A 25,040-nucleotide genomic window follows, 5' to 3' on the forward strand; every position below is an offset into this window, starting at 1 on the left:
CGTCACTGCCCGCTCAGCCAGGGGTTGATGATCCGCATGGCGGTCTTCTGAGCGGGGATGGGCGTCGCGATCGGCGCCACGGGAACGCTCGCGCGCGCCATCATGCGGCGCGCCTCCTGCCCCGGCCGCGGGCCGATCGGCGTGAACAGGCCGGCCAGTACCTTGCGGGTGCCGTTGCTGACGTAGCGCGAGCCCTGCACCGGCGCGAAATCGCGCGGCGCATGCCGCGTATCAGGATTCCCGGTGAAGACCCGCGCGCCGGAATTGAGCACGACGATGTCGCCCGGCTTCAGCGTCTCGTCCTTCAGGAGCGCCGAAGCGGCGCCATCCTTCATGTCGAGAGGGGTCTGGCGCGGGCCGACCTCCGATTCCTTCACATGGATCTTGAGCGGGAGAGCCGCGTAGCGGGTCTGGAGACGCCGACGGGCCGCCCCGAGGCGCGGCCTGTCACGGCGTACGGATTGGCTGTTGAGGGCGGGGGCTGGCGTCGGCTGGACCTGCTGCGGTGCCGGCCGGGCGCCGAAGAGCATCTCGAGGAAGCCCAGTTCGGCCGCTTCGGCGCGGGCACCGATCCCGATGACCAAACCGGCGGCGACGACAGTCGCGATGCCGCCCGTGCGAAGCCTCATAATGCCCTCCGGAACCGACGCCCAGAGCGAGCATCCGACCCTTAACCGCAAGCTGCGGGATTGGGTTCCGAAATAGTGCGGCTGTGCAGTGCCGATTCGGATCTCCACCGAGATGTGCCTTATTCGCCGCGGAGCAGGAAGATTAGATTGCGCAAAACTGGTTCCCCCGAGGCCATACCCGAGGCACGGCAAGGCAGGGCATCGGACCCGCGCATTCCGAGGAACGGGTGCGGACCGGCGCCGTCAAAGGAGGGCACCACGGATTGCAGTCTTTGCCGAAGGGTTCGTCGGGGACGCGCTGACACGGGCGCCGCGGGATGGAGGGGGTCGGGTTGGAAACCCCCGGCGCCGGAACGTCGCGCCGCGATCGCGGACCCTCGTCAGGCCGGCGCGGACTGCTCACCCTCGCCGATGCAGTCGAGGGCGCGCTCGACCGCGCTCACCGCGTCGAGGAGGTGCTGCACCGTCTGCTCGACTTCGCGGGCGGGACGGCCCATCGCGGCGGCGCGCGCGCTCACATCCTCGAGCTGCTCCAGCAGGGCCAGAATATCGCCGGCCACGGTCACGACTTCGCAGCGGGCGAGGCGTGGAACCGTCGGGCGCGGACGGAAGGGCAAGACGTTGCTCATCGCCGATCGTTGTCGCCCGAAAACTCCCGCATGCGCCAGGGGGTATCGGCCGCGCTCAACACCATTGCCCGGCCCTATCCGCGGCAAACCGGGGGTGTGGTGGATTTTCCGTGGCGGCCGTGCATCGGAGGCGGCGGAACGGGTTTACGCGGCTCGCGCGCCCTTGACGGGACCTTCGCGGCTCTGACCATGTCTTGCCCATCGTTCGTTCGATCACCGACGGCCAAGACCCAGTCACCGGCCGGATTCGATCGCCGCCAGGACATGTCATGCGTTTAACCCTTCTCGTCCTCTCCGCGCTGACGGTCGGCGGCCTGGGCGCCTGCGCCACCGACGGTCCGGACTCCCGCAGCGGCCTCGCCGAGAGCTTCAACCTCGACAATTACCGGGCCTCCGCCAACACCAACGGGACGCAGTCGCGGCGGGACGTGAACCGCGCCTACACGCAGCCGACCCTGCCGACGATCGGCAATCGCGGGATGTGAGCCAGCGCGCTCAGCGCTTCGTCAGGGCATCCGCGAAGGTCGTGATCCGGTTCCGGGCGTAGACGGGCAGGCCGGCGCTGATCGAGGTGCCGGTGTTGAAGCTCGAATTGCCCATCAGCACCTGCGCGGGCAGGAGGTTCTTCAGGACCGGGACCCGGGCGTACTCAGCCTTGCGGTCGAGGACGTCACCCTTGATCGCCAGGGCCATGTAGGCGGTCACCACCGTCTTGCCCGGATCGTTCGGCATCGGCTGAAATACGGCCAGGAATTTGCCGAAGCGCAGGATCTGGTTGACCCAGAAGATCGTCTGCTCCAGCCCGCCGACCACCGGCGTGTCGATCTTCGTCAGCGCACCGAGCGGCGCCCCCTGATCGGGCCCGAGCACGCGCAGCTCGCTCTGGAACGACACGTATTCGGCGATCTTCTTCGACGAGCCCTCCTCCAGCTTGTTGGCGAGCTTGACGCCCAGCGGCAGCTTGCCTTCGAGGTCGTAGCGGGACTCGATGCAGGCGCCCGCCCCCTGGCACCAGGGTCGATCCGGCCGCTTGGCGAAGGCGGCCGCCGGGTCCTTGTTGGGGGTCACGTCGGCGACCGAGACCGCGCGGTGCTTGATCGCCGGATCCATCGTCTGGACGAAGGCGAGGTTGGCGAAGGACGCGACGTCGATCGTCTCGGCCGGACGCGGCACCACGAAGCGCCCTTCGGCCACGTAGATCTTCAGGGTTTCGTGCCGGGGCTTGGACACGCCGTTCACCGTGACGGTGTAGTCCGGCTCCTTGTACCCGGGATAGGGCGCGAGCACGGCGGCCTCGGCCGGCCGCGCCTTCTGCCAGTCGAGATACGGGATCAGTCCATTCTCCGGGGTCGCGGGCTTGTCGCGGTGATCGGTGAACAGGATCTGGCCCGGCTTGATCGTGGCCGGATCGACGGCCGCGACCGACGGCACCTCCCGGATCCGCTCGGTCGCCGGGGCCGGGGCGGTGTTGGCGGCGGGCGTCTGGGCGCCGACCGGGATCGCGGCCGTCAGCACGAGGGCGAGGGCGGCGGGAAGCTGCGTTCGCAACGGGTGTCTCATCTCTCGGGGCGGGCGGTCAGAAGCCGGATTCTTCGCCGAACAGGTAGTCCGGGTCGCGGCGGCGGGGCCGGCGCGACCCGTCATCCCCGAACGGCGAGCGCGCGGATTGGCCCGGCCAGGGCCTGTAGGGGTCCTGGCCCGTCGGATCCAGGTCCCCCTGTGCACGGCGGCTGCGCGGTGGCGGGCGGTCGCCGAACGGATCGAGCGGGTCGGCGGGCGGCCGCGCGCCGGTCATGTTGCCGTCGTAGTCCCCCGCGACGCTCGCGCCATTGTCGGGCGCGGTCAGGTCGCCGTCCTGGGCGTCCGGCCGCATGGCGTAGAGCGTCTCGCGGGGTACCAGGCGATACTGGGTATCGGCCATGCGGCCGTCGCCGCTGGTGCGGAAATGCTCGAGGAAGCCGCCGCCCGCGACACGCACGCCGCTGTGCGGGTCGACGGGCAAGTCAGCGATGAACGGCCGCGCCTCGGGGGAGGGGCCGCGCAGCGGCGTCTTCGGCACGCCGTTGGCCCAGGCCGCCTGCAGGATCGCAGAGGCGATCGGGACCGAGACGTGGCCGCCGGTCTGGCCGCGGCCGAGGGTTTTCCGGCTGCCATCGGCATTGTCGTAGCCGACCCACACCACCACGGTGATCTCGTTGGTCAGGCCCGCGAACCAGGCGTCGTTCTCGTTCTCCGATGTGCCGGTCTTGCCGGCCACGTAGGCCGAGACCTTCGCCAGGGCCGCCGCGGTGCCGTGCTGGGTCACACCCTGGAGCATGGTCTTGAGCTGGTAGAACGCGACCCGGTCGGCCGAGCCGATCCGGACGGGCTCCCGGGGGGCGTGCGTGTAGAGCGGCTTGCCGTCCCGCTCCACCGATTCGAGCGCGTAGGGCGCCGGCCGCGCGCCCTCGTTGGCCACCGCCGCATAGAATCCGGCCAGGTCGAGCATCCGCACCGGCTGGGCGCCGAGCACGAACGGATAATAGGGCTCGCATTCGGCGTAGATCTGCACTTCGAGGGCGATGTCGCAGACCCGCTTCAGGCTCGCGGGGGCCTTCGGTGCGATGCCCCCCTGGAGCAGGCGGGCGGTGACGAGGTTCTTCGAGAATTCGAGGCCGCGCCGCAGCGTCGTCGGCCCCGAGCCGCCGCCCTCGTAGTTCTTGGGCGACCAGGAATCGCCGGTCCCGCCGATCGGCGGCAGCGTGACGGGCGAATCGAGCACGAGGGTGTTCGGCTGCAGCCCGGCGTTCAGGGCCGCGAGATAGGTCAGCGGCTTCAGGGTCGAGCCCGGCTGGCGCACCGTCTGGGTGACCCGGTTGAGCTGGCTCAACGGGTAGGAGAAGCCGCCGGTCATGGCGAGGATCCGGCCGGTCTGGTTCTCTACGACGAGGGCCGCGCCCTGAACGGTCGGGCGGACGCGAATCTGGGCGCGCGGGCCGCCCTTTCCGGGAATCAGCTTCACGCGCACCACGTCGTAGGGCTGCAGCCGCCCGCGGGCGATGCCGGGATCGAGGAAGGCCGTGCGGCCGTCCGCCAGCCCGACCTTGATACCGGCCCGCCCTGTCTCCAGGACGACCGCCATCGGCCAGCGCACGTCGTAGAGGACCGGCCGCACGTTCTCCAGGGCCAGCAGCCAGGCCGGCTTGCGCTGCGGTGTCGCCGCGTTACCCGGAAGCGCCCGGGCCGGCGGCTTCACGGCATCCGCCCGGGCCCCCGTGACGGAAGGGGCCGCCTGCGGGGATGCCTCCGGCGCCGGCGTCGCGGCCTGGATGCGGCGGACGCTGTCGGCGAGGTTGAGCTCGGCCCCCGAAAAGGTCTGGCGCCCGGTCGAGCGCTCGTAGGCGGCGAGCCCGTCCTGCAGCGCCTCCTCGACGCCTCGCTGCAGGCCGGCATTGATCGTCGAGCGGACCGTGAGCGAGCCGGCGGTGAGCGAATCCACCCCCGCGAAGGTGCGCGCCTCCCGGTTGAGAAAATCGACGACATAGAAGCCGGAATCGCGCCGCGCCGCCTCGATCGGCTTGAGGCCGAGATCCGACTTGATCGCCGCGGCCATCTCGGCCTCGGTGATCGTGCCCTCTTCCTTCAGGCGGGACAGCACGTAGGCCCGCCGCTCCCGCGCCCGGTCGGGATACTTGTCGGGGCTGTAGAAATTCGGCCCCTTGGGCATGCCGGCGAGGAGCGCCGCCTCGGGCAGGGTCAGCTGAGCCACCGGCTTCCCGAAATAGCTCTCCGCCGCCATCTCGATGCCGTAGGCCCCGCGGCCGAGATAGATGCCGTTGAGATAGAGGCCGAGGATCTGCGGCTTGGTGAGGATGCGCTCCAGCCGCGACGCGACGATCATCTCGCGGATCTTCCGCTCGTAGGTGACGTCGTCACCCACCGAGAGATTCTTGACGACCTGTTGGGTGATGGTCGAGCCGCCGGCGGGACGGCCCGGCGAGGCCAGGTTGCCGATGAAGGCGCGGATGACCCCGCGCTCGTCGATGCCGTGGTGGCTCTCGAAGCGCTTGTCCTCGGCGGCGATGAAGGCCTTCTGGACGAGCGTCGGGACGGAGGTGATCGGGACAACGATGCGGCGCCCGTTCGGCTCGGAAGCCTCGGCGAAGGGCTTGCCGGCGCCATCGAGGATGCGGGTCATGCCGGGCAGCGCCTTGTCGCGCAGGGCCTCGGCACTGGGCAGGTCCTTGGTGGCGTTGTCGTAGAACTCGATCACCGCCCGGGCGTCGAAGGGCGAGTTCGCCGGGTCCTCGCCCTTGCAGAACTGCTTGTAGCTGACGTTGAGCTCATTGATGTCGAGCCCGTGCAGGATCTTCGGCGCGGCCGGAACGGCGACGGTCGACGGATCCTCCATGGCGGTGGAGATCAGGTCGTCGAGGTTGATATCCTCGATGTCGAACGACTTGCGCATGTGCGCGCAGCCGTCGCGCAGCAGCCGCACCACCTCGGGACCGTCCGTGGCCGGATCGAATCGGGTCCGCACCGCCTCGGGCTTTGTCGTGACCTGGCTGAGCGTCAGGGCGGTCGCGAACAGCTTGATCAGGATGGCGTTCATGCGGGCCGGGTTCGGGGGACGCGACTGGACGGGCCGGACCGTCCCGGCGCGCGCCCGAACAGGGCGTGCACAACGCGGCTGATTTAAGGACGGATCTGGACGGCGCCGCTTTCCACGACGCTTCCGTCCGTCCTGCGCGAGACCAGCCGGCGAGCGCCGCGCAGGGGGCCGGGACGAAACGCATCGTAGGGTTTCGGTCCCCCTTTCGTCCGGATCGGCGGGCTCGACGCGCTGCTGACGCGGCGCCCGGCCTGACGCTCACCCGCGAGGGTGTGCGCGGCCGCCGATCGCGCTACTAGGAGCGCGAACGCGCCCGCCGGGCGCCGTCAGGACAGGTCACGCGATGCCAGGAACGCCCCGCGCCGGGATCATCCCCGTCACGCCCTTCCAGCAGAATTGCACCCTGATCTGGGACGACGCGACCAAGGTCGGCGCCGTGGTCGATCCCGGCGGCGACCTCGACCGGATCGAGGCGGCGATCCGTGAGCACGGCGTGCAGGTGGAGAAGATCCTGTTGACCCACGGCCATGTCGACCACGCCGCCGGCGCCGACGAGATGCGCGAACGCCTCGGCGTGCCGATCGAGGGGCCGCACCACGCCGACAAGTTCCTCCTCGACTCGCTCCCCGAGACGGCGGCCAATTACGGGCTCGGCGAGGCCCGGGCCGTGACGCCGGACCGCTGGCTCGACGACGGCGACGCGGTGACGGTCGGCGGCCTCGAATTCGATATCCTCCATTGCCCGGGCCATTCCCCCGGCAGCGTGGTCTTCGTGAGCCGGGATGCGCGCTTCGCCCTGGTCGGCGACGTCGTGTTCAAGGGCTCGGTCGGCCGCACCGACCTGCCCGGGGGCAACCACGACCAGCTGATCCGGGCGATCATGGAGAAGGTGCTGCCGCTCGGCGACGACGTGGCCTTCATCCCCGGTCACGGGCCGACCGGCACGCTCGGCGAAGAGCGCGTCTCCAATCCGTTCCTGCAGGGCTGACATCATGGACAAGCGCCGCATCGGCCGCTCCGACCTCACGGTCGCGCCCTTCTGCCTCGGCGGCAACGTCTTCGGCTGGACCGCCGACGAGACCGCCTCCTTCGCGATCCTCGACCGCTTCGTGGAGAGCGGCTTCGACTTCATCGACACCGCCGATGTCTACTCGCGCTGGGCACCCGGCCATGTCGGCGGTGAATCCGAGGCGGTGATCGGGCGCTGGCTCGCCGCCCGCCCGGGCGTCCGCGACCAGATCGTGCTCGCCACCAAGGTCGGGATGGATCTGGGCGAGGCCGGAAAGGGCCTCTCGGCGCGCCACATCGAGCGCGCCTGCGAGGCATCGCTGCAGCGTCTCCGAACCGACCGCATCGACCTCTACCAGTCGCATCTCGACGACGGCGACGTGCCCCTTGACGAGACGCTGCGGGCCTACGAGCGATTGATCGTGGCCGGGAAGGTCCGCGCCATCGGCGCCTCGAATTACGGCGCGCCGCGGCTCGCCGAGGCGCTGGCCCTCTCGGCCACCGCGGGGCTGCCGCGCTACGACTGCCTGCAGCCGGATTACAGCCTCGCCGCCCGCGGCTACGAGGCCGAACTGGAGCCGCTGTGCCGGGCCGAGCAGGTCGGCGTCATCGGCTACTTCTCCCTCGCCGCGGGGTTCCTGACCGGCAAGTACCGGTCCGCGGAGGACGCCGCCGGACGGGCGCGGGAGAACCGCGTCGCCAAGTACATCAATCCCCGCGGCCTCGCCCTGCTCGACGCCCTCGACGCGGTCGCCGCGGCGCATGGGGCGAGCCCGGCCCAGGTGGCCTTGGCCTGGGTGATCGCCCGCCCGGGGATCACCGCACCGATCGCCAGCGCGACCTCCGTGGCGCAGCTCGACGAATTGCTCGGCGCCGCCCGGCTGACCCTGTCGGCGGAGGCGATCGACCGGCTGGACAGGGCCAGCGCGGACGGTATCGAGGGCTAACGCCGCGTTAAGGAGGGAGCGTCAGAAAGGGGCGGATCGGGTCTGCCGCGACCGCGCAAAAATCGTGCAATCTCAAGGTGGAACCCTTATATCAGGCAGATTGAGTGAGAGTTCAGGCGTGGGCGCCTGACGGCGCGAGCCCCTCCGCCGCGTGAAGGCCCGCCTGCCCGAGGAATTACATGGCCGACACCCCCCAGAGCGAGCACGCCGAATACGGCGCGGAATCGATCCGCGTGCTGAAAGGCCTCGACGCCGTCCGCAAGCGTCCTGGCATGTACATCGGCGATACAGACGACGGCTCGGGCCTCCACCACATGGTCTACGAGGTGGTGGACAACGCCATCGACGAGGCCCTGGCGGGTCACGCCGACCTCGTGACCGTCACCCTCAACGCCGACGGATCCTGCACGGTCTCGGACAACGGCCGCGGCATCCCGGTGGACATCCACAAGGAGGAGGGCGTCTCCGCGGCCGAGGTCATCATGACCCAGCTGCACGCGGGCGGTAAGTTCGACCAGAATTCCTACAAGGTCTCCGGCGGCCTGCACGGCGTCGGCGTCTCGGTGGTCAACGCCCTGTCGGCCTGGCTCAAGCTCCGCGTCTGGCGCAACGACAAGGAGCACGCCATGGAGTTCCGCCACGGCGATGCCGTGGCGCCCCTCGACGTCGTCGGCCCCGGCAATGGCCGGCGCGGCACGGAAGTGACCTTCCTGCCCTCGACGCTGACCTTCACCATGATCGAGTTCGACTACGGCACGCTGGAGAAGCGTCTGCGCGAACTCGCCTTCCTCAATTCCGGCGTGCACATCGTGCTGACCGACGCGCGCCACGCCGAGAAGAAGCGCGAGGAACTCTACTACGAGGGTGGGATCGAGGCCTTCGTCCGCTACCTCGACCGCTCGCGCAAGCCGATCGAGGGCATGGCGAGTCCGGTGGTCGTCCGCGCCGAGCGCGATGGCATCCGGGTCGAGGTCGCGCTCTGGTGGAACGACTCGTTCAATGAGACGGTCCTGCCCTTCACCAACAACATCCCGCAGCGCGACGGCGGCACCCACATGGCGGGCTTCCGCGCCGCCCTGACCCGCCAGATCACCGGCTACGCCGATTCCTCGGGCGTATCGAAGCGCGAGAAGGTCTCGCTCACCGGCGAGGATTGCCGCGAGGGCCTCACCGCGGTGATCTCCGTGCAGGTGCCGGACCCGAAATTCTCGTCGCAGACCAAGGACAAGCTGGTCTCGTCCGAAGTCCGCCCGGCGGTCGAGAACGTGCTCAACGAGGGCCTCTCGACCTGGCTGGAGGAGAATCCCCAGCAGGCACGCTCCGTGATGAGCAAGGTCGTGCTCGCCGCCTCCGCCCGCGAGGCCGCCCGCAAGGCCCGCGAGACCGTCACCCGGAAGGGCGCCCTCGATATCGCCTCGCTCCCCGGCAAGCTCGCTGACTGCCAGGAGCGCGATCCGTCGAAGTGCGAGATCCTGTTGGTCGAGGGTGATTCCGCCGGCGGCTCGGCCAAGCAGGGGCGCGACCGGACCTTCCAGGCTGTGCTGCCGCTGCGCGGCAAGATCCTCAACGTCGAGCGCGTGCGCGCCGACCGGATGCTGTCCTCGGCGGAGATCGGCACGCTCATCACGGCCCTCGGCGCCGGGATCGGCCGCTCCTCCACCGATCGCGAGGGTTTCAACCCGGAGAAGCTGCGCTACCACCGCATCATCATCATGACCGATGCCGATGTCGACGGGTCGCACATCCGGACGCTGCTGCTGACGTTCTTCTTCCGGCAGATGCCGGAGCTGATCGACCGCGGCCACCTCTACATCGCGCAGCCGCCGCTTTACAAAGCCGAGCGCGGCCGGCGGGCGCTCTACCTCAAGGACGAGCGCGCACTGGAGGATTACCTCATCGACCAGGGCACCGACGGGGCGATCCTCCGGTTGTCCACGGGTGCGGAATTCGCCGGCGCCCAGCTCAAGAGCCTCGTCGAGGAGGCGCGTACGTTCCGGAACATCCTTCAGGGCCTGCACACCCGCTATGACCGCTCGGTGGTCGAGCAGGCGGTGCTGGCCGGGGCCCTCGAACCCGAGGCTGCCTCCCGGCCGGGCGAGGCCGAGGTGCTGGCCGACACGACCGCGCGCCGCCTCGACGCCATCGCGGACGAGATCGAGCAGGGCTGGGAGGGGGAATCCTTCGAGGGCGGCTACCGCCTCAGCCGGACCCTGCGCGGCGTCCGGCAGGTGGCGACCCTCGATCTGGGGCTGATCACCTCGCAGGAGGCCCGTCGCCTCTCCGAGCGGGCCGACGCCTTCCGGGAGATCTACGGCGAGCCCGCGACCTTGATGCGCAAATCCGACGAGACCGTCCTGCACGGCCCGGTGGCGCTGTTCGAGGCGGTCATGGCCTTCGGCCGCAAGGGGCTCCAGCTCCAGCGCTACAAGGGTCTTGGCGAGATGACCGCCCAGCAGCTCTGGGAGACCACCCTCGACCGCGACGTGCGCTCGCTGCTGCAGGTGAAGGTGAAGGACGTCACCGACGCCGACGACCTCTTCGTCAAGCTGATGGGCGACGTCGTGGAGCCGCGGCGGGAGTTCATCCAGGACAACGCCCTGAGCGTGGCCAACCTCGACGTTTGATCGGCCGGATCTGTCGTGTCACCGAGACCTCGCGACCGGCTTGGCTTCGGTCGCTGCCGATCGACGAACCGACCGCTTCGAGGCGGGCGTGCGCATCCTAACGCGCGGGGGTCGCCCGGGGTGATTTCGCCATCGACGGCTGCTGTGCACCCCGCCGTCGCACGACCTTCCGGAGGGCGCGGGACAGGGCCTCCACCGAATACGGCTTGTGGAGGAGCTCGAACCCGCTCGTGCCTTTCTCGGCGAGCACGTGGCTGTATCCGGACGCCAGGAGCACCGGCAGGTCGCGGTGCCGTCGGCGGATCTCGCTCGCCAGCTCGATTCCGTCCATGCCGGGCATGACCACGTCCGAGAAAACCACGTCGAACCGGTCGGCGTCCTTCCCCAACTCGGCCAAGGCCTGGTCGGCGTCCGACGCCCAGACGGTGTCGTAGCCCAATTCGGCAAGGGTCTGGGTCGCGAAGGTCCCGACGGCAACATTGTCCTCGACCACGAGCACGCGGGTGCCATGACCGTCGACCAAGGGCTCGGGCTCTCCCGTGTCCACGAGCCGCGCCTGCCCTTCCACCCGCGGCAGGTACAGGGTGAAGGTCGCACCGCCGCCCACCTCGCTGTCGACCCTGACCTCGCCGCCGGATTGCTTGGCGAAGCCGAAAACCTGCGACAACCCCAGGCCCGTACCCTGGCCCACGCCCTTCGTGGTGAAGAACGGCTCGAAGATCTGTTCCAGGCGCTCGGCCGGGATGCCGGTGCCGGTGTCGGTGACAGACACGGCGACGAACGGACCCGGGATCGCGGGATGCGGGCCGCCGCCCGGCATCCCATCGGCCGCCTGGATGCGGATGGTAAGGCGCCCCTCGCCGTCCATGGCATCGCGCGCGTTGACCGCCATGTTTACCATGGCCGTATCGAACTGGCTCGGGTCGGCATGAGTGAAACACGCCTCCGCGGGAAGATCCGTCGTGATCGCGATGCGCGCGCCCATGAGCGTCCCGAGCATATCCGCGACGGCTTGGACGCTCAGGCCGACATCGAACACCTCCGGCCTGAGGGCTTGCCGGCGGGCGAAGGCGAGGAGTTGGCCGGTGAGCCGGGATGCCCGGTCGACGGTGTCCGAGATCGCCCCGATGTATCGCGCGCGGCGCTCGTCGGAGAGGTTCGGCCTCTTCAGCAGGTCGGTGGACGACTTGATGACGGTCAGCAGGTTGTTGAAATCGTGCGCGACGCCCCCGGTGAGTTGCCCGACGGCCTCCATCTTCTGGGATTGCCGGAGGTGTTCCTGCGTCTTGGCCAGCATGGCCTGTTCCCGAAACCGCTCGGTCACGTCGGTGACGAACTGGTAGCAGCCGATGCGTTGGCCGTTTCCATCCCGCAACGTGCGGAAGCTGATCTCGTAGTAGGGACGCTCCCGACGCGGGTCGCCGAACTCCTCGACGAAGGTGCCCTCTTCGCCGGCGAGCCCGCGCGCCCAGCCGAGCCTGACCCGGGCGAGGTGTTCGGGCTGGTCGGCCAGCAGAGCCAGCAAGTTATCGCCGATCTTTGGCCGGATGCCGTAGACACGCTCGAACGTGTCGGCATGGGCCCTGTTGAGCGCGAGGATGCCGTAGTCCAGATCGCAGGCCATCATCATCACGTCGGTGCTCTCGACGATGGTCGCGAGCAGGTTGCGCTCGGCCGTCCTGGCAGCGAGTTCGGCCTCCCGCTCCCGCTCGACCGTGATGTCGCGGCCGGTGCAGTAGACGAGCCGGTCCTCGGGCACGCCGATCCAGGAGATCCAACGGTAGGAGCCGTCCTTGCACCGGTAGCGGTTCGCTTCCCTGGCGAGCCTCTGATCTTGGAAGACCTCGCGAAAATTGGTTCTTGTGCGCTCCACGTCGTCCGGGTGGAGGAGATCCCAGATCGGAATGCGCGCGATGTCGGCTTCCGACCATCCGAGCAGCGTCTCCCAGGCGGGGTTCGACGTCTCGAAATAGCCGCGCTCGTTCAGGGCCCCCATCAGGTCGGGCGCGACCGCCCAGGTTCGTCCCCGCGCCTGCGTGCGCTCGATAACCCTGCGCTCCAAATCCGCGTTCAGGGCACGCAGGTCGGCCTCCACCTGCCTCAGCCCGGTGACATCGTGGAAGACGCCGACCATCCGCAGGTGGCCACCGTTTTCCTGAACCGGCTGATTGGAGCTCCGGATCGTCCGGGTCGTGCCGTCGGGGCGCATGACACGATAATCCGCCACGACCTCGGCACCATGCGAGCGGGCCTCCTCCGTCAAGGCATAGGCACGCTCGACGTCCACCTTCTCCAGCCGGGCGAACACCGCGTCCTGATGGACGGGTCCGTCAGGGGCCAGTGCGAAGATCTCGCGGCTTCTCGCATCCATCTCGACGCCGCCGGTGACGGTGTCCCATTCGAAGATGCCGAGGCGGGCGATATCGACGGCCAGGGATAGGCGAGCCTGGCTTGCTCGGGTGGCCGCTCGGGCGGCTTCGAGACGCTCGGCGCCGCTGGCCGATGCCGGATCGGTAGGAATATAAAGGGCGGGCCCGCCCCCCCGGGCGGGCACGCGGTCCGTGGCTTCGGTGGCGAGGCAGAGGACGCCGGATACGACAGCCCCGTCATGAACCGGCGCGAAGGAATAAGACCGGTGGGTCGCTCCCTCCTCGTGCCGCTGCGTCGCGACCGGTTCGTCGACGAGACGGGTGGCCTCGCCGGTGAGGGCCCGTTCCACGGAGCCTCGGACGACGGCCCACATATCCGGCTGAACCGCCGGAAGCGGGTGGCCGAGCGCGTCGCCGCGGGATGCTCCGAGGATCGTCCGGTAGGCGTCGTTGAAGAGGAACGTCAGGTCCGGACCCCAGACGAGGTACATGCTCTGCGCAGAGTTCAGCATGATCTCCAGCGCGACGGTCAGCGCCGCCGGCCATCCCTCGACCGGCCCGAGCGGGGTCGCCGACCAGTCGTGCGAGCGGATGGCATCACCCATGGCTCCACCGCCGATCGGGAAACGTGATGCCTGTCGCATGGGGTCAGCGGCCCTTGCATACGGCGGCGGCGCGTCGGATCCATTCCGTCCTCAGGATGTCCGACGCGTTCTGTTCGCGCATCCGGCGGGTCGATCTGGCCACGTCGCTGCCGCTTCGGCCGGACTGTGCCCATTTCCCCGGGCATGCCTGCGGCGCGGGGGATATCGCGGCGGTGAGGGTTTCACGGACGGCCATCCTCAGCCGATACCACGCGGAAACCCTCGCTCACAGCTTCGCCTTCGAGGCACGGGCTGCCGTTCCTCACGTTCCGGGGCGGTGGAGGGACGGGGGCGGTCCGGATCGTCCGGAAGCGGATCCGATTTACAGGCCGGGTCGGCGGCTGGCCCGAGAACGGCCCCTCTCCGTCACCCGGCCAGCAACGGGAACGTGACGCCGATCGCCCAGGCGAAGGCGATCGCGTTGGCGATCCCGGCGACCCAGGGATGGCCGGTGCGCCGGTAAGCCCAAGTGCCGATCGTGCCATAGACCAGGAAGAACAGCAGGATCACCGGCACGATGATGACGAGGAAGAAAAGGCGGCTGAAATCGAGCCCGACGGCGAGCCCCAGCGACAGCAGGAAGGCGAGCTTCGAGGCGGCGTAGGCGCCGCGCCCGGCGCCCGGCCCGTGCGTCAGCCATTCGTCGGCGAGAAAGAACGGGATGGTGCCGATGAGCATCGCCAGGATGAGAATGACCCGGTTCGACCCCGGCACGAAGGACGTCACGTAGGCATCGATCGGCAGCACCAGTCCGACGAAGCCGTAGAGGGTGACGGCCATCGCTCCGGCCGTCAGCGCCCCGATCGCCACGGGTCGCGCGGTGGCCGGCATCGGGGCGGATCGCTGTCGCCGCCACCAGAGGCAGCCGGCCGTCAGCAGGCCGTACACCGCGAAATGCGCCGCGAGGTAATCCGCGACGAGGACCGGCAGGACATGGGTCGGCAGGATGCGCAGGATCAGCGGTGTGGCGACGGCGGGGACGACGAGCGCCGGCCACAGGCGCACCCAGCCGAGGCCAGCGCCGCGGGGCGTCGGGCTGACCACGGGCAGATATTGCGCGATCGGCCATGCCAGCGCCATGACGCCCGCGAGCAGGACCAGGATCCAGGGACCACGCCGATCGGGCGGCTTCGGCGCGGACGACCTATCGAAGGCCCCATCGAGCCAGGCGACGGCCGCCTCGAGGCTCGTGCGGGCATACAGCACGCCGATATGCTCGACGCCCTCCGAGACCGCCGCGCGCCGCGCCGTGCCGAGGCGGGGGTCACCGTAGGTGACGTTCTCGCGCGGTGGCTCCGGGTCCGAGACCAGTCCGACCGCCCGCAGGGCCTCCCGGCGCAGGTCCCCTTCCCAGCCGCCGACAATGATCAGCAGATCGCGCGGGCTCTCCCGCGTCACGGCCGGCGAGAACATCGAGACCGCGACGGTCGCGACCACGCCGGGCAACACCTGCGCGACGCGCACGACGATATCCGAGGCCATCGAGTGGCCGAGCAGGGCGAGGCGCCCGTCCCCGCGCGCCCGGACCCGTTCGGCGACGCGCTCCATCACCTCCACCAGATTGCGGGTGGCGCCGTCCTCCCGGGTGATGCTGCCCGTCAGCGGTGCCGGGTTGCGGCCGTGGCCGGGAAAGTCGAAGGTCACCGCGACGTACCCCGCATGCGCCAGGGTGGTCGCGAAGGGCAGCATCAACTGCTGCGATCCGGCAAAGCCGTGGGCGATCACCACGACGGGGCCGGCGGCCCCGACCCGTTCACGGAAGACCGTCGCCGGGGTCCCGTCGATCGAGACCGTCTCGATGGTTAGGCCGTCGGTCTCCGCGTGCAGGTGCCAGAGCGCTGCCGTGATCGCGCCGAGCGCCAGGGCCGCCACCACCGCGCGAAAAGTCGTTGGACGAAACCACCTCACGACAGTTTGAGCCGGCACGCCACGGCTATTTGTCGCCGGCCGGACCGGGCGACCGGTGCCACGAAGAACGGTAGGCAGGGTGGGTACCGGTCATATCGAGACCGTGGATCGAGGCGTCTGTGGCCGTCATCGCGAAGTTCGTAGCCCTTGAGCGGCGCTCCCATCGCCGGGGCAGGCAAGCGGCCTCGCCGTGACGCAGCCGGTTGGCATGAACGCGCGGGGCGACCGGAATCCGCGGCCGCCTGCGGGTGAACCGGTCGGCTGACACCCCGTGCATCCGCGCGGCGCGCGCGTTTCGCAGGCCCAATCCGACCCTATTCGGTCGGCCTTTACATTCCGCCGCATGCCGGTTCTGATGCAACCCCGCGATCGATTGGCCACCAAGGCCACCGACGCATTGGCACCGGGAGGGGGACGATGCAGAACCTTGCTTCGTCCGAAGGTCACTGGGGCGAGAGCTCTCCCCCGGAAACCGAGCGGGAGGCGGAAGCCCGTCAAGTCTATGCGCGCAAACGCGCCGCCGACGCCGCCAGAGCGCGGTGCTTGGCCCTGGGGCAGGTCGTCCAGGCCGAGATCCTCCCGCAATTGATGCTGCTGCATCGCGGTTTCGTGACGGCTGAGTCGAAGCCGGTCTTCAAGCCTGACGTTGAGCAGATCGCCGCCTTCACCGACCTGGCGCTCGCACGGGAAGATGCGCCGGTCATCGAGGCTTTCGCGGCCCTGCTGGCGGAAGGCCATCCGTTGGATCGCCTGTTCCTCGATCTCCTGGCACCTGCGGCGGCGCTGCTGGGCCGGATGTGGGACGACGATCTGTGCGATTTCATCGAGGTGACGACGGGCGTCGCCCGCCTTCAGCATCTCGTGACCCGATTCCGGATCGACGGCGAGGCAATCCCGCTCGATGGGAAACGGCGCCTTCTGCTGATGGGCGCTCCCGGCGAGCAGCACACATTCGGCGTGCGGATCGTCGAGCAGTTCCTGCGCAGAGCGGGCTGGATCGTGTCGAGCGGCCTCTCCTCCAGCCCGGAGGAGATCGCCGCTCTGGTGGCGTCCGAATGGTTCGCCGTCGTGGGCCTGACGCTGAGCAACGCGACGCGGCTCGACCAGCTCGCGGAGGCAATCCGCTCCGTGCGCGAAGCCTCTTGCAACAGAACCATCGGGGTCATGGTCGGCGGTCCGGTGTTCCTCGAGCATCCAGAACTCGTCGCCCGGGTTGGAGCGGATGCCTCTGCGGTCGACGCGGCGACGGCCGTCCTCCTCGCCCAGCGCCTGCTCGAATTCGGCGTCGACGTCGCTTTGCGCGCGTAGCCTCGGCGGCTGCGTCGAGATCCGCGTTCGACGCCGACGGGTGCTCGCCCTGCCGTCGTCTGCCTCAGGGTCAAGGCTTCAGCCTCCGTGTGCGGCCCGGAGGCCGTGCATGTTCGATCGAATCTTGGAGAACCAAACCGAATCCGATCGATCCCTGCGGGATCGCGGATCCGGACCACGCTTGAGCGCCGTGCGGGCTCAATAGGGCCAGCGACCGAACCGGATCCGGTGGTCGATGAAAGCGCCAGCCGGCGCCGCGAAGAGGATCAATCCCGCAGCGGCCGCCAGATAGAGACACCGATCGACCATCACGCCCTCTCCCGCGCTGCCGTCGGGCGTGTCCTCGCCCGGAGCCGCACGATAGGCAGACTGTGCGGTGCGTGTAAAGCTTGCTTGACGTAAAGCTAGACTTACATTTTTATGGCGTCGGCGGCGATGTTGGCTACCGGCCAGGGGACGGCCTAGCGCTTCGGCGGTGCAGGAATCCCTTCGCGATCTTGTGACGGCGTGCGGATTCGTCGACAAAGCCCAAGATCTGTTCCCGGGAGCATTAACCCGCAAGGTGGCCGCGGACGGTCGGAAATAGATGATGTCGAATCAAAGACCTGCGGCATCAAGCCGGTTCCGATATCCGGGATGATGTCAGAGAATCTCTTGCGGCCTCAAATCATGGACGCGCCTTCAGCCTCGGAATCCGGAAGACTCCTTGCGCGAGCGTTCGTGGATGGGGTCGTACATTCTTGCACCGAAAAAGGGATGCCGATCGCGGATCGGCTCAGGACGATGCAGGCTGGCCAGCATTTGCTCCTTGTTGCCCCTCAGATTTCCAGCAATCATCGCAAAATATGCGAATCCATCTTATCCGAGATACAAATCCGCCTGAGATTATTGTAATCGTTTTGATTACACTAAAAAAATACCGGAATTGTAATATAGACCATAAATATATCATCGACTTACGCTGACCGCGAAGCGCTCCGGATAACGGAATGACTGGACCGATCCCGGAACCCCGCGCACCCTCGTGATACGAAGTCGCGGAGCCGGGTGACGACCATCCTGGGCGATGCACCCTGATCGACAGGCGATGGGACCAAACCGAGCGTGCCGCGTTATCGGTCGGATCATGCTTCACTGGTGTCGCGAAGCCGACAACTTGGCGGCCGGAGGCCGTTTTCCCATCGTGGTGCTATGGCTACTGATCGACCGACGCCCGCCGCCCCGTTCGTTCGGACGATCCTGTCGACCGGCTTGGAAGGATTGGACGACGTCCTCTCCGGGGGGCTCACCCGCGGACGCCTCTACCTCCTCGAAGGCACCCCCGGCACCGGCAAGACGACGCTGGCTCTCCAGTTCCTGCGCGACGGCGTGCGGCGCGGGGAGAAGGGCCTCTATATCACGCTGTCCGAAAATGCCGACGAGCTCGATTCAGCGGCCGCTTCGCATGGTTGGTCCCTCGACGGCATCGAGGTCTACGAACTCGTCAACGAACTCGGCCTCGACCCGGACAGCGAACAATCGGTCCTGCACCCCTCCGAGGTCGAACTCGGCGAGACAGTGCGGGAAGTCATCGACCGGGTCGACGATCTCAAGCCGGATCGCGTCGTGTTCGACAGCCTGTCAGAGCTTCGTCTGCTCGCGCAGAACCCGCTGCGGTATCGCCGTCAGATTTTGGCTCTGAAACAGATGTTCGCCGCGCGCAACTGCACGGTCTTCCTGCTCGATGACGGCACCTCGGACGTGCAGCTGCACAGCATCGCCCACGGCGTGATCCTGCTGGAGCAGTCGCAGCGGGAATTCGGTGCCGAGCGTCGGCGCCTCAACATCCTGAAGATGCGCGGCGTGAAATTCCGCGGCGGTTATCACGACTTCGTCCTGGACACCGGGGGTATCAAAGTCTTCCCCAGCCTCGTGGCGGCCGAACACCATGCCGCCTTCGATACGCAGTCCGCCTCCACAGGGTCGCAGGAACTCGATCTTCTGATCGGCGGTGGATTGGTGCCCGGCACCAATACGCTGCTTCTCGGCCCTTCCGGCGTTGGGAAGACCACCACGGCCGTCCGGTGCATGCTGGCGGACCTCGAGCGCGGCGGCCGCGCTACGTACTTCCTATTCGACGAGGGTCAGGCGACGATGCTGATCCGCGCATCCCGACTCGGCATGGACCTGCAGCCCCATCTGGACAGCGGACGCCTCACCATCGTCCAGATCGATCCGGCGGCCCTGTCGCCGGGGGAATTCGCCTGCCGGGTGCGCGAGGCGGTCGAGGGACGCGGCTCGGGCTTCGTCGTCCTCGACAGCCTGAACGCATACATCCATGCGATGCCGGGCGAGGAATACCTCGTGCTGCAGATGCACGAACTCCTGAACTACCTGAACCAGCGGGGTATCCTGACGCTCCTGATCCTGGGTCAGCACGGTGTCATCGGCGACGTGCGGTCCGATGTCGACCTGAGTTACCTGAGCGATGCCATCCTCCTGTTCCGATATTTCGAGGCGAAGGGCGAAGTCAGGACGGCACTGTCCATGGTCAAGAGCCGGATCAACGCCCATGAGCGAACCATCCGGGAACTGAAGCTCTCGCCGATCGGGGTTCAGGTCGGCGAAGCCCTGACGGATTTTCAGGGCGTCCTGTCCGGCCTGCCGACTTACGGGGGCGCGGTGGCGATGCTTGAAAATGGCCCGGCCGGCGCGGGGACCGCGTGATGGCGAGGCCGGAAAATGACGAGGATTGCGTCCTGATCCTGGCCCCGCGCGGCCGCGACGCGTCCGTGATGGCCTCGCTGCTGGACAAGGCCGGCACCGCCTCCGCGATCTGCACCGATGTCACGGCGTGGCTGGACAGCCTGAAGGCGGCCGCCGGCACGTCCATCGTCACCGAGGAAGCGCTCCTCGACGTCGGCGCCGCCGATCTCGCTGCCTGGGTCGATGCCCAGCCCCCCTGGTCGGATTTCCCCTTCATAGTGCTGGCCACCCGCCAGGCCGGACGGAGAACCGGCAGGGCCGCGGCCATGATCGAGCGGCTCGGCAACGTCGTTCTGCTGGAACGGCCGATCAACGCCGAGACCCTGGTCAGCGCGGTCGGATCGGCGCTCCGCGTCCGTCGGCGCCAGTACCAGGCCCGCGAGCACATCCTGGAACGCGAGGAAGCTCAGGAGCGGTTGCGGATCGCCAACGAGACACTGGAGCGCCGCGTCGCGGAACGCACCCGTGAGGTCGAGGCCGCGCGCGAGACCCTGGCGTTCGCCCTCGACTCCGCCGGGATGGGATCCTGGGACCTCGACCTGGTCCAGGACACCGCACGGCGGTCCCGCCGTCACGACGCCATCTTCGGATACGACCGACCCCTTCCATCCTGGGGCCAGGCCGACTTCCTGTCCCGCGTGGTGCCCGAGGATCGGTCAGCAGTCGAGGCGACCTTCGCCGCGGCGATGGACATCGGCACCCTGGATCTCGAATGCCGGATCCTGCGTCCGGATGGCGCGGTCCGCTGGATCGCGGCCAAGGGCCGAGCCGAGTATCGCCCCGACGGCAAGCCCGTCCGCATGGCCGGCGTCGTCCTCGACACGACCGATCAGCGGAATACCGAAGAGGCGTTGCGCCAAGCCCAGAAAATGGAGGCCATCGGCCAGTTGACCGGCGGCGTCGCGCACGATTTCAACAACCTCCTGACGGTCATCGTCGGCGGTCTCGACATGGTCATCCGCAGGCCCGAGAACACCGAGCGCGTCCTGCGCCTGGCGGAGGCGGCGATGGGAGCGGCGCGCCGGGGCGAGCAGCTCACCCAGCAACTCCTGGCCTTCTCGCGGCGACAGATGCTGCGACCGCAGACGCTCAATCCGAACCGCCTCCTCCTGGATTTCCGGTCTCTGGCTGAGCGGGCCGCGGGCGGTGCCATCGAACTCGTCTTCGACCTCGATCCCGCGCTCGACCCCATCCGGATCGATCCGGCGCAGTTCGAGGCCGCCGTGCTGAACCTCGTGGTCAACGCCCGCGATGCGATGGACGGGGACGGCCATGGCAACCGCATCGTCATACGCAGCCGAAACGTTCATCTCGACACGGCCGCGGTGGCCGACCGCGGCATCTCACCGGGCGCGTTCGTCGAGGTGTCGATCACCGACCTCGGGAGCGGGATCGCGCCGGAGAACCTGGCACGGGTGTTCGAGCCTTTCTTCACGACGAAGGAGGTCGGCAAGGGCACCGGCCTCGGCCTGTCCCAGGTCTACGGCTTCACCCGGAGCGCCGGCGGGTTTGTCGGCATCGACTCCAAGGTGGGGGAAGGCACGACGTTCCGCATCCTCGTCCCGCGTTCGGCCGACCCGGCGGGGGAAGAGACGGGCACGGGCCGGGAGGGATCGCTCCCCCTGCGTCGCGCCGCCGAGGGCGACACCGTACTCCTCGTCGAGGACGACGAGCAAGTGCTGAGCATGGCGGTGGAAAGCCTAGAGGAGCTTCACTACAGGGTCATCGTCGCCCGGAACGCCGCCGAAGCCCTCGCCCATCTGAAGGGCGTCGAACGCATCGACATCCTGTTCTCGGACGTGATGATGCCGGGCGGCATGAACGGCTCGCAACTCGCTGTCGAGGCGCAGCAACTCCGCCCCGGCCTGAAAGTGCTCCTGACCTCCGGCTATGTCGCCGACCTCGACGAGGGCCAAGTCATCGGACGCGGAGAGCTTCCCGTCCTCAGCAAGCCCTATCGGCGCGATGAACTCGCCCGGTCGCTCCGTCTCGTGCTCGGGGGCAAAGCGGCCTGATTGCCTGCCCCACTGTCTTGCCGAACCCGAAACGGACAGTTCGAGGCGGTGGTGGCGAAGGTCGATGTTGGACCGGTGTCCGAGAGCCGCTTTGACCGCGCGCTCTCGTACGCGATGCACGTACCGCGGACGGACCAGCGGATACCGTAAATCATATCGGGCGGACGCGTGCTCCAACCCGGCGAGCTAGTGGCGATGGTCACGGCGGGAGGGGGCGTCCTCGAAGGATGGGCCGCTCCTGAGAACAGCTGCGCGAGCTTCACGGTGATGTCCGCCCCGAATGCGCAACGGGACCGCGCTGTCGAGGTGGGACGGCTGAAGCACGTCAGGTCTCGCGACGTGACGTCGGTGGACGAAATGAGCAAGCTTGAAGGAAGGGCGGCGATCGTCACCGGGGCGTCGAAGGGGCGTGGGGCCAGAATCGCGCTTCGCCGGGCGGCGGCCGGGGCGATTGCGAGGCCACGTTGACCAGGCGTGACGGCGGCATCGGGCTCGCCGGCGCCAGAACCGAACCGGCGGGTCCGGCGTTCGCCTCCGAGATGCGGCCGGGTGCGGCAGTGCGGCGGCAATCGGCGCGGAGCCGCCGACCGAACCTGGCCGGAGACGGTCCATCCGCTTCGGCGACGGCCTGCCGAAGGTGGCCGAGCCCCTACCAACACAGCCCTTCACCGATCTGAGGCACCACCGCGCAAGGATAAACGGCTGCCTGGGCCCGGCATTTTTCCTATCCGGGGCTGAACGGCGCGGTTCAGGGCGGATTATCCGACGGGGCCTAGGGCTTCATCCCGAGAAGGGGCCTTCGGCTTTCCAAAAAAAACAATGCTGTCGGTTCGCGCGCTGCGCGCGCCCTTGGAAGGCCTGCGCTGACATCTGCCTGCAACGCCTCGACAAGCTGTCGATTCAGAGGCCGTCCGACGCCCGCAGATGCCGGATCTGCCGGGACCGCGCAGCAAATTGCGGCCCCGCTTCCTATTCCTGAGGAGAACCACCTGACATGACGGAGACGTCGGACCTCTCGGTCACCGTCTGCCCCCCTTCGGCCATCGCCTCGTTGTCGAGGGGAGGTGGTACTTTTCCGCGAGGACTTCGGACCGAAGGGCGAGCGCAGGCGCTCAACGTGATGCCCCATCGTGGAGCTTCGGGCAGGCCACTTCGTTGAGGCGGCGGACGGATACAGGCGGCCGACGGGTATGAGAGGTTTCTGGGAGACCATGCTTCGTTTCACCATCGTGCGGTCCAGGACCGTCACGTGGATGAGCGCCGGCTTCGCCGCCCTCATCGTGATGACCGCGCTCGCGATCGCCGGTTTCCTCTACCGTCAGCACGGCAGCGACGCGGTGCGCCACACGGTGGAGGTCGATGCCCGCCTCTCCCGGGTCCTGTCCGCATTGCAGGACGCCGAGACCGGTCAACGCGGCTTCGTCATCAGCGGTCAGGAAGACTTCCTGGCGCCGTACCTCGCCAGCCGGGACGCCTTCGACCGCCACTTCGATCGGCTGCGTGAGCTGGTGGTCGACAACCCGGAGCAGCTCGCCCAGCTGTCGCGCCTGCGGGCGCTCGCGATGCGGTTCGACGACGAACTCGACAGGAGTATTGTCCTGCGCCGCGCAGGTGACGTGGCCGGCAGCGCGCGGCTCATCACCGAGGGCCGGGGCAAGCCGACCATGGATGCCATCCGCGGCCTGATCCGCGAGATGGAGGAGCATGAGGCGAGCCTGCTCGACGAGCGGCAGGCGGCGGTCTCGCGGATCGCCCTGGCCGTCTGGGCGGCGGTCGCCGGCGTCGTGACCCTCCTCGCCGTCCTCGCGACCACGGCCGTCCGGGAGGCCGGGCGGCGGGCCAGCCTCGCCCGCTTCCTGCCGGAGGAATTGTCCGACCGGCTCGCCAACGAGGACGACACCCTCCGGGCCGGCCGACGGCAGCACGCGGCCGTGGCGTTCGTCGACATGCGGGGGTCGACGACGCTGGCCGAGAACCTCGATCCGCACGACTTGTCGCTCTTCCTCACCGCGTTTCGGCGCCGGGTGATGCGCATCGCTCGCCTGAGGGGCGGCGTGGTCGACAAGTTCCTGGGCGACGGCGCCCTCGTCGTATTCGGCCTACCCGAGCCGCGGCCGGACGATGCCGCCCGGGCGCTCGCCTTCGCCAAGGATCTCGTCGAGGTCATCGCCCGCTGGAACGTCAAGGAGGAAGGGCATCCCGCAATCCGCATCGGGGTCGGCATCCACTACGGCGACCTGTTCTGCGGCATCATCGGCGAGGACATGCGGCTGGAGTTCACCGTGCTGGGCGACACGGTGAACGTCGCGGCCCGCCTGGAACAGGCGACGAAGGCGCATGGCGTGCCGATCCTGGTGTCGGACGCCGCCCGCCATGCGGCCGGAAGCGATGCGGGTCACTGGCGCGAGGTCAGCCGCGCCCCCCTGCGCGGCCGGGCGGAAGCCATGGCGTATTTCACCCCGGCGGAACCGGACGCGGCACCCGACCTTGGCTTTCCGATGCCGCGCCTCGCCGGGGCCGGAGCTTGAGCGACGAGAAGGGAGCACCACCGCCTTGGACGTCATCCACGACGACCCGCCGATGCCGGAGGAGATCGCGAACGGGTTCTACCCGGTCTTCGAGGACCGATGGCGGAAGGCCGAGGTCGCGGGGCGTCTCGTCATGCTCGGCTTCGTGCTGGTCTGCGCCTGCGGTCTGCTCGGACATGGGCCGTTCAGCGAGCACGGCCTGACCAATGCCGATGGGTCGATCGGCATCCGCTACGAGCCGGTGGTGCGCTTCGGTGCCCCGACGATCATCCGCTTCGACACCAAGGTTCCGCCGGGCGGCGACAAGGTGGCGGTGACCATCGCCAAGGACCTCGTCGACCAGTTCGGCCTTGAGAGCATCACGCCGCGGCCGGCCACCTGGGAGATCGCCGGCGGCAACATCCGCCTCGTCTTCCCGGTCCAGGCCGGCGAGAGCCATGCCCTGATCCGCTTCACGGGGTCTCCGGCGTTCCGCGGCGGGGTGAACCTCACCGCCCGCCTCGACGCCGGCGAGACCCTGTCCTGGTCGCAATACGCGGTGCCTTGAGCATGAACACCGTCCTCAAGGCCGCGTCGGCCTATCTCGTCGTCCTATTCGTCATCCGCCTGATCGGCCGGCGCACGGCCAGCCAGCAGGCGCCCATCGACATGGTGGTGCTCTTCCTGTTCGGCGGCCTGAGCGTCAGCGCGATCCTGGGCGACGACCACTCGTTCACCGGGGCGATGAGCGCCTTGTTCACCGTTGGGCTCATGCACGTCTCGGTGTCGTGGCTGAAGCTGCGCGTCGTCTGGTTCGAACGTATCGTCGATGGCACCCCCATCGTGGTCTACCGCGACGGCGACTGGGACGAGATCAACATGCGGCGCCTGCGCATGCAGCAGGCCGACGTACGCACGGCCGCGCGTCAGCAGGGCCTCGACGACCTCGACAAAGTCGCCGTCGCCATTGTCGAGCGGGACGGCAAGGTGTCCGTCATCGAGAAAGAGTGACACCTCGTCCGACTGGATCGGCGTCGCGATCGGCCGATCCCGGGCTACGCGCGCGTACGGGCGGTGTTTGACAGCCTCGCCGTGACGCCGAAGGTGGGGATCCGC

16 protein-coding genes are annotated in these 25,040 nt (G+C 68.5%); 10 read left to right on the forward strand and 6 right to left on the reverse strand.

The genetic code is table 11. From position 1 onward, the window contains the following. Positions 1 to 2: 2 nt before the first annotated feature. Positions 3 to 629, reverse strand: coding sequence for a hypothetical protein (locus tag AC3IF1_RS10900; protein ID WP_489217546.1), 627 nt, complete (start codon positions 627 to 629; stop codon positions 3 to 5). Positions 630 to 1,009: 380 nt separating this feature from the next. After that, on the reverse strand, positions 1,010 to 1,258 hold the full coding sequence (locus AC3IF1_RS10905; RefSeq protein WP_489217547.1) for a hypothetical protein: 249 nt from the start codon (positions 1,256 to 1,258) through the stop codon (positions 1,010 to 1,012). A 269-nt stretch (positions 1,259 to 1,527) separates the two neighbouring features. Between AC3IF1_RS10905 and AC3IF1_RS10910 the strand changes: the two genes are divergently transcribed. Beyond that, positions 1,528 to 1,743, forward strand: coding sequence for a hypothetical protein (locus AC3IF1_RS10910; protein WP_243973734.1), 216 nt, complete (start codon positions 1,528 to 1,530; stop codon positions 1,741 to 1,743). A 10-nt stretch (positions 1,744 to 1,753) separates the two neighbouring features. Here AC3IF1_RS10910 and AC3IF1_RS10915 read toward each other — a convergent pair whose 3' ends face one another. Both AC3IF1_RS10915 and AC3IF1_RS10920 read right to left on the reverse strand, forming a co-directional pair. Then, positions 1,754 to 2,806, reverse strand: a complete 1,053-nt coding sequence (locus AC3IF1_RS10915) for a hypothetical protein (RefSeq protein ID WP_489217548.1) — start codon at positions 2,804 to 2,806, stop codon at positions 1,754 to 1,756. A 28-nt stretch (positions 2,807 to 2,834) separates the two neighbouring features. Then, positions 2,835 to 5,849 carry a penicillin-binding protein 1A gene (locus tag AC3IF1_RS10920; protein ID WP_489217549.1) on the reverse strand — a complete coding sequence of 1,005 codons (3,015 nt, stop codon included), beginning with the start codon at positions 5,847 to 5,849 and terminating at the stop codon, positions 2,835 to 2,837. A 343-nt stretch (positions 5,850 to 6,192) separates the two neighbouring features. On the opposite strand from AC3IF1_RS10920, the gene AC3IF1_RS10925 reads away from it, so the two are divergent. The 3 genes from AC3IF1_RS10925 to gyrB all read left to right on the forward strand — a co-directional run bounded on the left by AC3IF1_RS10925 (position 6,193) and on the right by gyrB (position 10,428). Next, on the forward strand, positions 6,193 to 6,837 hold the full coding sequence (locus tag AC3IF1_RS10925; protein WP_489217550.1) for an MBL fold metallo-hydrolase: 645 nt from the start codon (positions 6,193 to 6,195) through the stop codon (positions 6,835 to 6,837). Positions 6,838 to 6,841: 4 nt separating this feature from the next. Further along, complete coding sequence (locus tag AC3IF1_RS10930) at positions 6,842 to 7,804, forward strand: aldo/keto reductase (RefSeq protein WP_489217551.1); 963 nt, start codon at positions 6,842 to 6,844, stop codon at positions 7,802 to 7,804. Positions 7,805 to 7,983: 179 nt separating this feature from the next. After that, positions 7,984 to 10,428: a DNA topoisomerase (ATP-hydrolyzing) subunit B gene (gyrB, locus tag AC3IF1_RS10935; protein WP_243973729.1), complete on the forward strand. Its 2,445-nt coding sequence runs from the start codon at positions 7,984 to 7,986 to the stop codon at positions 10,426 to 10,428. A 97-nt stretch (positions 10,429 to 10,525) separates the two neighbouring features. Here the strand turns inward: gyrB and AC3IF1_RS10940 are convergent, their stop codons facing one another. Both AC3IF1_RS10940 and AC3IF1_RS10945 read right to left on the reverse strand, forming a co-directional pair. Beyond that, a complete protein-coding gene (locus tag AC3IF1_RS10940) occupies positions 10,526 to 13,402 on the reverse strand; it encodes a PAS domain S-box protein (protein WP_489217552.1) in 2,877 nt (958 codons plus the stop codon). Between the two features lie 405 nt (positions 13,403 to 13,807). Then, positions 13,808 to 15,349 carry an alpha/beta hydrolase gene (locus AC3IF1_RS10945; protein WP_489217553.1) on the reverse strand — a complete coding sequence of 514 codons (1,542 nt, stop codon included), beginning with the start codon at positions 15,347 to 15,349 and terminating at the stop codon, positions 13,808 to 13,810. Positions 15,350 to 15,766: 417 nt separating this feature from the next. On the opposite strand from AC3IF1_RS10945, the gene AC3IF1_RS10950 reads away from it, so the two are divergent. From AC3IF1_RS10950 to AC3IF1_RS10975, 6 genes are all read left to right on the forward strand, one after another. After that, on the forward strand, positions 15,767 to 16,657 hold the full coding sequence (locus AC3IF1_RS10950) for a cobalamin B12-binding domain-containing protein (RefSeq protein WP_489217554.1): 891 nt from the start codon (positions 15,767 to 15,769) through the stop codon (positions 16,655 to 16,657). 1,191 nt (positions 16,658 to 17,848) lie between these two features. Further along, entirely contained in the window at positions 17,849 to 19,363 is a 1,515-nt protein-coding gene (locus tag AC3IF1_RS10955; RefSeq protein WP_489220373.1) for an ATPase domain-containing protein, read from the forward strand. Continuing rightward, complete coding sequence (locus AC3IF1_RS10960) at positions 19,363 to 21,417, forward strand: ATP-binding protein (RefSeq protein ID WP_489217555.1); 2,055 nt, start codon at positions 19,363 to 19,365, stop codon at positions 21,415 to 21,417. Before AC3IF1_RS10955 ends, AC3IF1_RS10960 begins: the two co-directional genes overlap by 1 nt. 1,211 nt (positions 21,418 to 22,628) lie before the next feature. Then, positions 22,629 to 23,945, forward strand: coding sequence for an adenylate/guanylate cyclase domain-containing protein (locus AC3IF1_RS10965; RefSeq protein ID WP_489217556.1), 1,317 nt, complete (start codon positions 22,629 to 22,631; stop codon positions 23,943 to 23,945). A 25-nt stretch (positions 23,946 to 23,970) separates the two neighbouring features. Then, entirely contained in the window at positions 23,971 to 24,492 is a 522-nt protein-coding gene (locus AC3IF1_RS10970; protein WP_489217557.1) for a hypothetical protein, read from the forward strand. Positions 24,493 to 24,494: 2 nt separating this feature from the next. Further along, positions 24,495 to 24,935 (forward strand): DUF421 domain-containing protein, encoded by a 441-nt coding sequence (locus tag AC3IF1_RS10975; RefSeq protein WP_243972014.1) that lies wholly within the window; start codon positions 24,495 to 24,497, stop codon positions 24,933 to 24,935. The last annotated feature ends 105 nt before the right edge of the window (positions 24,936 to 25,040 follow it).

It is taken from the genome of Methylobacterium sp. E-012, from assembly GCF_057836545.1.